The sequence below is a fragment of the Arthrobacter sp. ISL-5 genome, assembly GCF_018613835.1.
Lineage (GTDB): Bacteria > Actinomycetota > Actinomycetes > Actinomycetales > Micrococcaceae > Arthrobacter.
Map to the genome: position 1 here is coordinate 180,331 of NZ_JAGGPM010000035.1, position 12,534 is coordinate 192,864.

Consider the following 12,534-nt stretch of genomic DNA (forward strand, 5'->3'; position numbering starts at 1 on the left):
AGGCGGCCGGATGCCGCCCTTCGGCTGGCGGGGGTAGGCTGGGAGCACCCGGTATTCTCGCGAATTTCGGGTATTCGCGTTGCCTGCGTTCGAAGTGAAACCCCAGGAGATCCTTCCATGAGCCCCACCGGCCCGTCCCTCACCGGCCTGCGCCGCGTCCTCGCCGCAGACAAGACTTTCGCCCGCGTTCAGGCCGAGGCAGCCAGGAGCTTCGGCGTCCGCAGCGAGGACTACCAGATCAGCGCCCCCGCGGGCCTGCGCGCCGTGCTGCTGGCCGAGATGGCGGACGGGCTCGCACAGGCTCAGGGCGGGGATGCCGCCCCCGGCGTTGTCCTGGCCGTCACCGCCACGGGACGCGAGGCGGAGGACCTGACGGCGGCACTGCGGGCCTACCTGCCGACCGATTCCGTGGCCGAGTTCCCCAGCTGGGAAACGCTCCCGCACGAGCGGTTGTCACCGCGGTCGGACACCGTGGGCCGCCGGCTTTCCGTGCTGCGCCGGCTGGCGCACCCGGAAAGCACGACGGCGGGACCCCTGCGCGTGGTGGTGGCTCCCGTTCGCGCCGTGGTCCAGCCGATTGTGGCCGGCCTGGGCGAACTGGTGCCCGTGACCCTGAAGGTCGGCCAGGAGGCCCCCTTCAGCAGCGTCGTAAAGAGCCTCGCCGATGCCGCCTACGCCCGGGTGGACATGGTGACCCGCCGCGGCGAGTTCGCCGTCCGCGGCGGCATGCTGGACGTCTTCCCGCCCACCGAGGACCACCCCATCCGGGTGGAGTTCTTCGGCGACGAGGTGGACCAGATGCGCTGGTTCGCCGTCGCCGACCAGCGCTCGCTGACCTCGCCCGGCCTGCACCACCCCACCGAACTGCACGCCCCGCCGTGCCGCGAAATCCTCATCACACCGTCGGTGATGTCCCGGGCAGCCACGCTGAAATCGCAGCTCCCGGCCGCCGCGGACATGCTGGAAAAGATCGCCGGCGGCATCGCCGTGGAGGGCATGGAATCCCTGGCCCCGGTGCTCGTGGACGCCATGGTTCCGTTCATGGAGCAGCTCCCCGCCGGGTCCATTTCGGTGGTGGTTGAACCGGAAAAGGTCCGGACCCGGGCGCACGACCTCGCGGCCACGAATGAGGAATTCCTGGAGGCGGCGTGGTCCACCGCGTCCGACGGCGGAACCGCTCCGCTGGATTTGACGTCACAGGCCTCCGCGGCCCTGCACTCCGCCAGTTTCCGCTCGCTGACCGAGACGCGTTCCGCGGCCTTGGGCCATGACGTGTCCTGGTGGTCCATCACCTCGCTGGCCACCGATGAGGAACTCACCCCGGACATCAACGTGCTGAACCTCCATGCCCGTGAACCCCGGGGCTACCAGGGCGACGTAGCCGAAATGATGGACTTCATCGGTTCCCACGTACGGGACCAGTGGCGGATCGTGGTGGCCACGGAAGGGCCCGGGCCGGCGCAGCGCTTGGCTGAGCTGTTCCACGACGCGGACATCCCGTGCGCGCGGGTGGACTCCCTGGACCACGAACCCCAGGCGGGGATCATCGAGGTGACCACGGCCGCCGTCGGACGCGGTTTTGTCCTGGACGGGCTGAAAACCGGGCTGCTGACGGAAGCCGACCTGCTCGGACGTACCTCGGCGGGCTCCACGAAGGACATGCGCCGCATGCCGTCCAAGCGGCGGAACGCCGTGGACCCGCTGCAGCTGCTGGCAGGGGACCATGTGGTCCACGAACAGCATGGCATCGGCCGTTTCGTCGAGCTGATCCAGCGCAAGGTGGCGGGCGGCGGTGACGGCGTCCGCGAGTATCTGGTGCTGGAGTATGCGCCCTCCAAGCGCGGAGCGCCGGGGGACAGGCTCTTCGTCCCCACCGACCAGCTGGACCAGGTGACGCGCTATGTTGGCGGCGACACTCCCGTGCTGAGCAAGATGGGCGGCTCTGACTGGGCCAGCACCAAGTCCAAGGCGCGCAAGGCGGTCAAGGAAATCGCCGGCGAGCTCATCCGGCTATATTCGGCCCGGATGGCGTCCCGCGGCCATGCCTTCGGCCCGGACACTCCCTGGCAGCGCGAGCTCGAGGAGGCCTTCCCCTATGTGGAGACGCCGGACCAGCTCACCACCATCAACGAGGTCAAAGCCGACATGGAGCGCGAGATCCCCATGGACCGCCTCGTGTCCGGCGACGTCGGCTACGGCAAAACCGAAATTGCGGTGCGCGCCGCGTTCAAGGCCGTGCAGGACGGCAAGCAGGTGGCCGTGCTGGTGCCCACCACCCTGCTGGCGCAGCAGCACTACGAGACGTTCACGGAGCGGTTCTCCGGTTTCCCGCTGAAGGTGAAGCCGCTGTCGCGGTTCCAGGCGTCGAAGGAGGCGAAGGAAACGGTGGAGGGCGTGAAGAACGGGACCGTGGACGTGGTGATCGGCACGCACCGGCTGCTCTCCAAGGACTTCGCCTTCAAGGACCTGGGCCTGGTGATCGTGGACGAAGAGCAGCGCTTCGGCGTGGAGCACAAGGAAGCGCTGAAGAAGATGCGCACCAACGTGGATGTCCTCGCCATGAGCGCCACCCCGATTCCCCGGACCCTGGAGATGTCGCTGACAGGCATCCGGGAAACCTCCACGCTCGCCACGCCGCCGGAGGAACGGCATCCGGTGCTGACCTACGTGGGGCCCTACACGGACAAGCAGACCTCCGCCGCGGTCCGGCGCGAACTCATGCGCGAGGGCCAGGTGTTCTTCGTGCACAACCGCGTCTCCACGATTGAACGGACCGCCGCCAAGATCCGCGAGCTGGTGCCTGAGGCCAGGGTTGAAGTGGCGCACGGGCAGATGTCGGAGAGCCGGCTGGAGCAGATCATCGTGGACTTCTGGGAGAAGCGCTTCGACGTGCTGGTCTGCACCACCATCATCGAAACCGGGCTGGATATTTCCAACGCCAACACGCTGATTGTGGACGGCGCGGACAAGTACGGGCTTTCGCAGCTCCACCAGCTGCGCGGCCGCGTGGGCCGCGGACGCGAGCGGGCCTACGCCTACTTCCTGTATCCCTCGGAGAAGCCCCTGGGCGAAGTGGCGCTCGAACGCCTCAAGGCCGTGGCCACGCACAACGAGCTCGGTGCCGGCATGCAGCTGGCCATGAAGGACCTCGAAATCCGTGGCGCCGGCAATCTTCTGGGCGGTGAACAGTCCGGCCACATCCAGGGGGTGGGCTTCGATCTCTACATCCGGCTGGTGGGTGAGGCCGTGGCGGACTACCGCGGCGAAGCCGAGGAAAAAGCCGCCGAGATGAAGATCGAGCTTCCGGTCAACGCGCACCTGCCCCACGACTACGTTCCGGGCGAGCGCCTCCGGCTGGAGGCCTACCGCAAGCTGGCGTCGGCGCTCACGCACGAAGCGATCGACGAAGTGCTCGCCGAGCTCGTGGACCGCTACGGCGAGCCGCCCCTGCCCGCGCAGAACCTGGTGGCGGTGGCACGCTTCCGGGTGGGTGCCCGGGAAGCCGGACTGTCCGATGTGGCCCTCCAAGGCAACTTCATCAAGTTCTCGCCCGCGCAGCTCCCGGAGTCCAAGACCATGCGGCTGAACCGCATGTACCCGGGTGCACAGTCGAAGCCTGCCCTCGACGCGGTGCTCATCCCCAAGCCGAAGACGGCGAAGATCGGCGGACGGGACCTCCAGGACGCCGAGATCCTGGAATGGGCCAACGGCGTGATCCGCAACATCTTCTCCGACGCGCCTGTATCTGTCTCACCGACGGGGAGTTAGCCGCATGATGGGAGGACATCACGCCGCGTCGGGAGCCGCGGCGTGGGTAGCTGTTGCGTCAACGGGTCCGTACACGCTGGGCTGGTACCCGCTGGACGCCACCGGAATCCTGATCGGCGGCATGGCGACGGCGGGAACGGCGCTGGTGTGCGACTGGGACCACCGCCACAGCACCATCGCGAATTCGCTGCCGCCGCTGTCCAACGTCATTGCCGTGGGCATTGAAAACGCCAGCGGCGGGCACCGGCAGGGCACACACTCGGTGCTCGGGGCGGCCTTTTTCGTGCTGCTGGCGACGATGGCCGGGCAGATCCAGCTGCAGACCGACTGGGGGCTGCTGTCCGTGGGCGCCGGGCTGCTGTGCATGTTCATGATCAACATCGCCGCCAAGGCGCTGAAGCTGTTCCCGAAGTCGGGCTTCATCAGCAACTGGATCTTCGCCCTGGCCATGGCCGGCCTGGTGACTTGGTTCGCGCCTGACCAGTGGACCTGGCTGCCGGTGTCCATGCTGATCGGCGTCGTGGTCCACATTGTGGGTGACATGGTGACCACCGGGGGAGTGCCCCTTCTCTGGCCGCTGGTGATCAGGCCGCCCCGGTTCCTGCGCCGGCTGCCCGTGCTGAGGACGTTCTGGCGGCCCAACGGCGCGCTGTCCATTCCCATCCTGGGCCGGGCCGGCTCCAAACGGGAATGGCTCGTGCTGATCCCCGTGAGCGCCTACGCCATGGTGGGCATGTGCATGGCGGCCTGGTCGCTGGCCGGAGCCCATTTTCCTGCCGCGCTGGCGCTGGCCGCCCGGCTGGCCAACAGCCTGCTCGGCATGCCCTGACGGGGGCGCCCTAACTGCCGTGCACGCTTAAACAGCTGAAGCTCCGGACCGGGTCCGGAGCTTCAGCTGCTCTTACGCTTCTATTGTGACTGCGCTCTGGCTGTGAGTGCAGCCCGCGGCTTAGTTCTCGCCGGCTGAGTCGGAGCGGCCCAGGATGGTCTGCGGGATCCAGAACGCGAGGGCGAACAGGCCCAGGCACACCGCCATCGGCCAAGGGTTGTCCAGCGTCAGGAAGGACAGCGAGTAGATGGCTCCCAGGAACAGTGCCATCATCACTGCGAAGAGAGCAATGCTGGTGACCAGGCTGTTCTCGTTCTGGGGTGTCTGCGTGTCGGTCTTGCTGGACATTCGTTCCTCCTCGGCCCCGCGGGGCTCAAACTGTGGCGGCGCCGGCGGATCAGTAGGCGGACGAACCCTGTTCGCCCTTGACGATCGCAATTCCGGAGCTGGCACCAATACGTGTTGCACCTGCAGCAATCATAGCCTGTGCGTCCGCCAGGGAACGCACCCCGCCGGAGGCCTTGACGCCCAGGTCCGGGCCCACGGTGCGCCGCATGAGGGCGATGTCCTCGGCGGTGGCGCCGCCGCCGTTGAAGCCCGTAGACGTCTTGACGAAGTCGGCACCGGCCTCCACGGCCGCCTCGCACGCGAGGACCTTCTGGTCGTCGTTCAGGAGGGCGGTCTCGATGATGACCTTCAGGATTGCTTCCCCGGCGTGGACGTCATCTGCCACAGCCTTGATGTCATCCACGAGCGTGCCTTTGTCGGAGGCGCGGGCGGCGGCGATGTTGATGACCATGTCCACTTCGTCCGCCCCGTCGAGCACGGCGCCGCGGGCTTCGAAGGCCTTGACGTCGCTGGGGGTGGCGCCCAGCGGGAAGCCGACCACCGAGCACGTCAGCACGCCCGAGCCCCTGAGGGCCTTCTTCACGGTCTTGACCCAGACGGGATTCACGCAGACCGATTTGAACTTGTATTCGACGGCCTCGGCACAGACCTTGAGGATTTCCGCCTCGCTCGCCTCCGGCTTAAGCAGCGTGTGGTCGATGAAGGAGGCGATATTGGACGCTTGGGCACCGGTAGCGGGGGTCCCTGTGGGGCTTGTCGCGGTGCCCGCTCCGGGGCTGGCTTCGTTGCTCATGCTGGTCCTTTCCGTTGGCCTCGTGGGCCGCAGACGCCGCGGTGGTCGCGGTACTTGCGTGACCATCTTGCCACAGCGCCGGGGGACAGTGCCGGGCTTCCGCCGCGGGTTAGGCGGCAGCGGGCAGCCTCCCGGCGGGGACCGCCGCCATGAGCTGCGCAGCGCAGACTCCGGCCGCGGAACCGGAGGCCACCAGCAGCCCCAGCCGCACGCCGTCGAACGACGCCGCGTCACCGATGGCCCAGATGCCCGGCACGGACGAACGGAAGTCCCGGCCGACGACGACACCGCCGGATTCGGCGGTCCTGACCCCCGCGCTGGCGGCCAGGCTGTCCCGCGGGACCCTGTCCTCGGCGAGGACCACGAGGTCGCCGTTCATCCGGCTGCCGTCCTCGAATACGACGCCGGCAGCCGGCAGCACGGAGCCGGCCAGGGTGGGCACCACCGCTGCGGGACGGGCGGTGGTGCGCACGGGGCGGACGCCCCGCGCGCGCAGCACGGCCTCGGCCTGGCCGGCGGCTGGGCCGGTGCCAACAAGGATTCCCAAGGGCCGACGTCCGAGGACCCGGGTGACCTCCTTGACGGCGTGGCCGATCTTCGCGGCGTCATCAATCGTGGAATAGCTCAGGCAGCGGCTGGAGCCGTCAACCGGTGCGTGGACGGGAGCGGAGCCGGTGGCGATGACCAGCTGGTCGTAGCTGAACTCCATGCCGTCGGCCGTGACCACCACGCGGGCGGCGGCGTCGACATGGCTGGCAGGCTGGCCGAAGCGCACGGAGACAAAGGGCAGCGCGGCGAGTTCGAGCAGTTCCTCCGAGGCGTCGTCCCGGCCGCTCAGGACGGTGACGGTTCCGGCAAACCGCGAGGCGGCGAGCTGGCTGACCAGGGCCTGGGCGGCGGGGCCCGCCCCGGCGATGAGGATTTTCGCTGTTGCCTCCGGTGCCGGTTCGGAGGTGCTTGCGGTGGCGACGACGGGAAACTGTGCCGGAGCGGACATGTGCGGGCCCCTTCAAAATGCTGCACCAGGCGGGCCGGATCTCGGGCCCTGTTGTGCTGATGGGACCACTGTAGGCGGGCGGCTTTTCGCTCTTGTTTCCCGTCTGTTGCGGAATTGTCCGTGCCTGTTCGCCAGTTTTTACCGGCCGGTAATACAAGCAAACGCGGGGTCCTTCCGCGCCCGTCCATCAGATGGACTGGGCGCGGAAAGACCCCGCGTTCCGGTCAAAAACCGATTCGCTAGACGCGGATCCGGTAACCGCGCTTGACCACGGTCTCGACCAGGCTGCCGTCCGGCAGGGACGACCGCAGGCGGCTCACTGTCATGTCCAGCGCGTGCACGGAGCCGCGCAGTTCAAGGAGTTCGGAGAGCGACTCACGGGAGAGCACCGCCCCGCCGGCGCCCAGGAGCGCGCGCAGGAGCAGCAGGGGCGCCGGAGCCACCTCCACGAGCTCACCGTCGATCCGCAGCGAGCGGCCGCGCAGCTCCACACTGCCGGAACGGGTGTCCAGGCGGCGGACGTGGTTGAGGGCGAGGTGTTCGCACACGAGCCGGATCAGCGCGCCCATCCGGAACCGCTCCGGAACCAGGGGATGTATCCCGGCGTCCAGCAGCGGCTGCGCGGTCACGGGGCCCACGACGGCGGTGGTGACGGTGGTCTTCAGGCTCTCCACGAGCTGCTTGTACAGTCCCATCTCGTGGGCCGTGCTCCACATGGCGTCCACTGCCGGCGCGCTCGTAAATGTCAGGACGTCCAGGTTGCCGCTGCACGCGGCCTCGATCAGCCGCGGAAGCCGGTCGGCGCCGTCGGGCTTGACCCAGCGGTACGGGGTGACCGTCAGGACGGTGGCGCCGGACATCCGGAGCCGCTCGAGCTGGCGGACGTCCGTGTAGCCGTGCAGCTGGACCGCGACGGTCTTGCCGCGCACGCCCTCGGCCAGCAGCATGTCCACCAGTGTCGCGGTGGTTTCGTCGCTGCTGATGCCGACGTCGGCAAGGCCGGCCGCGCGGACCGCGCCGCGGGCCTTGGGCCCGCGGACGAACATCCGGCAGGCACCCAGCGTTTCCAGCAGCTCCTCGCCGATGCCGGAGGCGTCCGCGGCCTCGCACCAGCGGCGCATGCCGTACGCCGTGGTGGCGATGCACAGATCAGGCTTCGCGGCGATGATCGCCTTGGTGTCCTCAATGAGGCTGATGTCCTCGTTCACCGGCGCGATCTTCAGCGCCGGCGCGTGCAGCACTTCGGCGCCGCGGCGTTCCAGTGCCTCGATGAGGTCGCGGGAACGGCGGTGCGACGTCACGCCGATCCGGAATCCTTCAAGGGGAGCTTCGGCAGTTTCCGGGGCGGCTGCCACCTGCGGCTCCGAGCCGGCGGATCCCGGCGCTGCGGATGACGGGCGGGCGGGTCCGGCCGGAGGTCCGGCCGCCGGGGCAAGGGCGTTCAGTGCGCTCATGTCGATCACGAACCCAACAGCGAGGCCGCCAGGCGGTCAAGATCCGCGGCAGCCTCGGCATGCCCGCGGTTGGCCTCAGCCACGCGCACCACCTCGCCGATCACCAGGACGGCAGGGTTGCTGCAGCCGGCGGCGGCGCTGGCAATGGTGCCCAGCTCCGCGATGGTGGTCCGCTGCCCGGGCCGGTAGCCCCGCTCGACCACGGCCATGGGCATGTCGGCGCGCATGCCGGCACGGCGCAGGCCTGCGGCCAGGTGGTGCAGCGTTCCGATTCCCATGAGGACCACGATAGTGCCGCCCAGACCTGCCAGGTGGGTGAGTTCCTTCTCGGTCAGCGGGGCATGGCCGGAAACAACCGTGAACATGTGGCTGACTTCGCGGTGCGTAACTGGGATTCCGGCGGCTGCCGGAACGGAGATGGCGCTGGTGACGCCGGAGATCACGCGGACGGGCACGCCGGCCGCGACGCAGGAGGCAACTTCCTCGCCGCCGCGGCCGAAGACGTACGGGTCGCCGCCCTTGAGGCGGACCACGTTGTTTCCGGCGAGGGCGCTCTCCACCATGAGCTTCTCGATGTCGCCCTGGCTGACTTTGTGGTGCCCGGGCTTCTTGCCCACATCCACCAGTTCGGCCGAGGTCAGGGAGGGCAGCTCCTGGTAGGGGGCCAGGCGGTCGTAGAACACGACGTCGGCGTCACGCAGGGCCTTGACGGCCGCCACGGTGAGCAGCTCAGTGGTGCCGGGGCCGCCGCCGACGAGCGTGACGTGGCCGACCGGGCCGGCTGCCGGTTCGGCTGCCACCGGAATGCCGGTGGCGCGGCACCTGTCCAGCAGGGCCTCCCAGCCGGGCTGGCCGTCGTCGACTGCTGCGACGAGGAACGGGCGTTCGGGCAGCGGGCCGTCGTGCCCAGCACCCTGCGGGGTGCTGAGGCGGTAGACGACGGCGCCGGCGGCTTCGAAGCGGCGGACGGCCTGGCGGGCGGCGTGGTCCGAGCCGGTGACCAGGACTTCGCGGCCGGTGAGATCAATGCTGAGCTGCATGCTATACCTCGTTCTCATCGCGGGGCCTCATGGGGATGGAAGCCCCGATCAGGACCTTTCCCTTTTCTTCTGCCGTGGCCGGACGCATCTGGCCGCGCTCGTCGGGGACGAAGGTGATGGAGTCGTCCTTCTGGTCGGGAGCGTTGACGAAGGACCGGAACCGGCGCAGGCGCTCGGGATCCTTCAGGGTGTCTGCCCACTCGTCGACGTACGTGTCAACATGCTTGGCCATGGCCGCTTCGAGTTCCGCGGCAATGCCCAGGGTGTCGTTGACCACCACGTCCTCGACGTGCTTGATGCCGCCGTCGAGCTCCTCCTGCCACCGTGCGGTACGCTGCAGCCGGTCGGCGGTGCGGATGTAGTACATGAAGTAGCGGTCGATGTACTTGATCAGCGTTTCGTCGTCGAGGTCCTTGGCCAGCAGTTGGGCGTGGGCCGGGGTGGCGCCGCCGTTGCCGCCGACGTACAGGTTCCAGCCGTCGGCAGTGGCGATCACGCCGACGTCCTTGCCGCGGGCCTCGGCGCATTCGCGGGCACAGCCGGAGACGCCCATTTTGAGCTTGTGCGGGCTGCGGAGGCCGCGGTAGCGCAGTTCCAGCTGGATGGCCATGGCCACCGAGTCCTGGACGCCGAAGCGGCACCAGGTGGAACCGACGCAGGACTTCACTGTGCGCAGGCTCTTGCCGTAGGCCTGGCCGGACTCGAATCCGGCGTCCACGAGTTCCTTCCAGATTTCCGGGAGCTCCTCCAGCCGGGCACCGAACATGTCGATCCGCTGGCCGCCGGTGATCTTGGTGTACAGGCCGTACTTCTCGGCCACGGCGGCGATGACGCCGAGCTTCTTCGGCGTGATTTCACCGCCGGCGATGCGGGGAACTACCGAGTAGGTGCCGTCCTTCTGCATGTTGGCCAGCGCGCGGTCGTTGGTGTCCTGCAGGGTTCCGCGGCCGGCGTCCAGGACGTAGGCGCTGTTCTGGCTGGCGAGGATGTTGGCGATGGTCGGCTTGCAGATGTCGCAGCCTGCGCCGGTGCCGTACTTGGCCATGATCTCTTCGAAGGACGTCAGTTCCAGGACGCGGATCGCGTCGAACAGTTCCTGGCGGGACAGCTCGATGTGCTCGCAGAGCGCCTTCGAAACTTCGACGCCGGACTTGGTCAGTTCGGTTTCCAGCAGCTTCTTGAGCATCGGCACGCAGGAACCGCAGCTGGTTCCGGCGCGGGTGCAGCCCTTCAGCTCGCCCAGTTCCTGGACGGGGGCGTTGCCGTCGCAGGCGCCGCAGCCGTTGACGGTGTCGCGGATGGTTCCCGCGGACACGTTGTTGCAGGAGCACAGGATGGCGTCGTCCGGGAGTTCGGTGTCCGGGGCGTCGCCGCCGCCCGCCGCCGAGAGGTACGCGCCGGGCTCGGCACTGAGTTCGCGGCCCAGGAGCGGACGCAGGCTGGTGTAGGGGGTGGCGTCGCCCACGAAGATGCCGCCCAGGAGGGTCTTGGCATCGTCGGTGGTGACAATCTTCTGGTAGACGCCGCGGGCCGGGTCGGCGTAGACGATTTCAAGGGCGTGCTCGGTCTTGGCGAATGCGTCACCGAAGCTGGCGACATCCACACCGGACAGCTTGAGCTTGGTGGCGGTGTCGAACCCCGGGAAGGTGGCCTCTCCGCCGTGCAGGCGGTCAGCGACGATCTCGGCCATGGTGTTGGCAGGGGCGACCAGGCCCAGGCACATGCCGCCGAAGTTGGCCACTTCACCGATGGCCCAGATTCCGTCGATCTCGGTAGCGCAGTAGTCGTTGATGACCACGCCGCCGCGCTGGCCCAGCGAGAAGATCTGCTCCTCGCCTTCGGCTGCGCGGAAGAGTTCGTCGCGCGGCCGGACGCCGATCGCGACGATCACAAGGTCAGCATCGATGATGCGGCCGTCAGCCATGAGGACACCGGTGACCTGGCCGTCGTCGTCGGACAATACTTCCGAAGGGAAGACGCCGCCGTGGACTTCGAAGCCCTTGCCCTTGATGAGCCGGCCCATTGCCTGGCCCGCGCCTTCATCCAGCTGTGTAGCCATCAGCCACTGCGAACCGTCGATGACGATCGGGTTGGCGCCCAGCTGCTCCGTGCCGGCTGCAGACTCGAGCCCGAGGAGGCCGCCGCCGATGGTGACGGCGTTAACATTGCGGCCGAGCTTTTCGGTGAGTTCGGCAATGGCCTTGTTGATGGCCCAGACGTCCTCAAGCGTGCGGTAGACGTGGGTGTGCTCGGCGCCGGGGATCGGCAGGCGGGCGGCATTCGAACCCGTGGCAACCACGAGGTCGTCGTATTCAAAGACGTTGCCGGCCGCGGTCTCCACGGACTTGGCTTCGTGGTTGATTTTGACGACGCGCTCGCCGGTCTTCAGGGACATGGCCTCGTGGTCCCACATGCTCGCCTCGCCGAGGGTGAGGTCGTAGTCCATTTCCGTCAGGGCCTTGCTGAGCGCCACGCGGTCGTAGGGGAGGTGGGCTTCCTCAGTGAGGACCGTGACATGCCAGCCTTCGAGGCCGCGGGCATGCATTGCGTCCGCAAAACGGTGGGCCGCCGGGCCGCCGCCGGCGACGACGATGCGGCGCGGAGTCTCTGTGCTTGAAGTCTGTTCGGTCACTGTGGGCCTTTCGCTGGGCCGCAGACGGTGCTCTGCAGCTTGTCCATCCAGACTAGGCAAGGGGAATTTCGCTTCAGTTTCCCTTTTGTTTCGTGAACTTAACTTCTGCATCACGAACACATTTCCGGACAGGTGAGGTGTCTTTTACGTTCCGGACACATTGACTGCACGCCTTTGAAACACCTGCCCCCTAGCTTGGATATACGGCCGCATTGGCGGCTGAAGCAGGCGGAATACGCCTCGCGGGAACCGGCCTACCGCCGGGAAGCAGGCAAAGGGAGAGGAGCCGACATGACGGCAACACTGGAACTTGAGGATCTGGCCACCGGGTACGCCACTGGCTGGCACCGGGTTTGCGCCGTGGAGGATCTGGAGATCGCCTGGGGCGAAGCGGCACTCATTGCCGGCCTTCAGGTGGCGCTTTTCCGCACCGCCCCCGGTGAGGTTTTCGCCGTGGCACAGGAGGACCCGGCCACGGGCTCCTTCGTAATGGCACGCGGCATACTCGGATCACGCGGCACGCGCCCCACCATCGCGTCGCCGCTGCACAAGGAGGTCTACGACCTCGAGACCGGCGAGTGCTTCGGCAACCCCGAGCTGCGGCTGGCCACGTTCAACACGCGCGTCGCAGACGGCGTCCTCGAGGTTGAGCTGTAGAAACTGCAGTTGTGCC

General features: G+C 67.9%; 9 protein-coding genes. 3 read left to right on the forward strand and 6 right to left on the reverse strand.

Annotated features, from left to right (window positions below):
* The first annotated feature begins 117 nt into the window (after window positions 1-117).
* Together mfd and J7I89_RS19655 are read left to right on the forward strand one after the other, a co-directional pair.
* Complete coding sequence (mfd, locus tag J7I89_RS19650; RefSeq protein ID WP_214973668.1) at window positions 118-3,768, forward strand: transcription-repair coupling factor; 3,651 nt, start codon at window positions 118-120, stop codon at window positions 3,766-3,768.
* Between the two features lie 4 nt (window positions 3,769-3,772).
* The gene (locus tag J7I89_RS19655; protein WP_214973680.1) at window positions 3,773-4,597 is read left to right on the forward strand and encodes a metal-dependent hydrolase; all 825 of its coding nucleotides are present in this window, start codon (window positions 3,773-3,775) and stop codon (window positions 4,595-4,597) included.
* 120 nt (window positions 4,598-4,717) lie between these two features.
* On the opposite strand, the gene J7I89_RS19660 is transcribed toward J7I89_RS19655, so the two are convergent.
* The 6 genes from J7I89_RS19660 to nirB all read right to left on the reverse strand — a co-directional run bounded on the left by J7I89_RS19660 (window position 4,718) and on the right by nirB (window position 11,861).
* A complete protein-coding gene (locus J7I89_RS19660; protein ID WP_214973682.1) occupies window positions 4,718-4,945 on the reverse strand; it encodes a hypothetical protein in 228 nt (75 codons plus the stop codon).
* A 49-nt stretch (window positions 4,946-4,994) separates the two neighbouring features.
* Window positions 4,995-5,738, reverse strand: a complete 744-nt coding sequence (deoC, locus tag J7I89_RS19665; protein WP_214973684.1) for a deoxyribose-phosphate aldolase — start codon at window positions 5,736-5,738, stop codon at window positions 4,995-4,997.
* 109 nt (window positions 5,739-5,847) lie between these two features.
* A complete protein-coding gene (locus J7I89_RS19670; protein WP_214973686.1) occupies window positions 5,848-6,735 on the reverse strand; it encodes an FAD-dependent oxidoreductase in 888 nt (295 codons plus the stop codon).
* 239 nt (window positions 6,736-6,974) lie between these two features.
* Window positions 6,975-8,189 carry a uroporphyrinogen-III synthase gene (locus J7I89_RS19675; RefSeq protein WP_251045569.1) on the reverse strand — a complete coding sequence of 405 codons (1,215 nt, stop codon included), beginning with the start codon at window positions 8,187-8,189 and terminating at the stop codon, window positions 6,975-6,977.
* A gap of 5 nt (window positions 8,190-8,194) precedes the next feature.
* Window positions 8,195-9,229: a uroporphyrinogen-III C-methyltransferase gene (gene cobA / locus J7I89_RS19680; protein ID WP_214973688.1), complete on the reverse strand. Its 1,035-nt coding sequence runs from the start codon at window positions 9,227-9,229 to the stop codon at window positions 8,195-8,197.
* Window position 9,230: 1 nt separating this feature from the next.
* The gene (gene nirB, locus J7I89_RS19685) at window positions 9,231-11,861 is read right to left on the reverse strand and encodes a nitrite reductase large subunit NirB (protein WP_214973690.1); all 2,631 of its coding nucleotides are present in this window, start codon (window positions 11,859-11,861) and stop codon (window positions 9,231-9,233) included.
* A gap of 291 nt (window positions 11,862-12,152) precedes the next feature.
* Here nirB and nirD point away from each other — a divergent pair, with 291 nt between their 5' ends.
* Window positions 12,153-12,518 carry a nitrite reductase small subunit NirD gene (nirD, locus tag J7I89_RS19690; RefSeq protein ID WP_214973692.1) on the forward strand — a complete coding sequence of 122 codons (366 nt, stop codon included), beginning with the start codon at window positions 12,153-12,155 and terminating at the stop codon, window positions 12,516-12,518.
* Window positions 12,519-12,534: the final 16 nt, after the last annotated feature.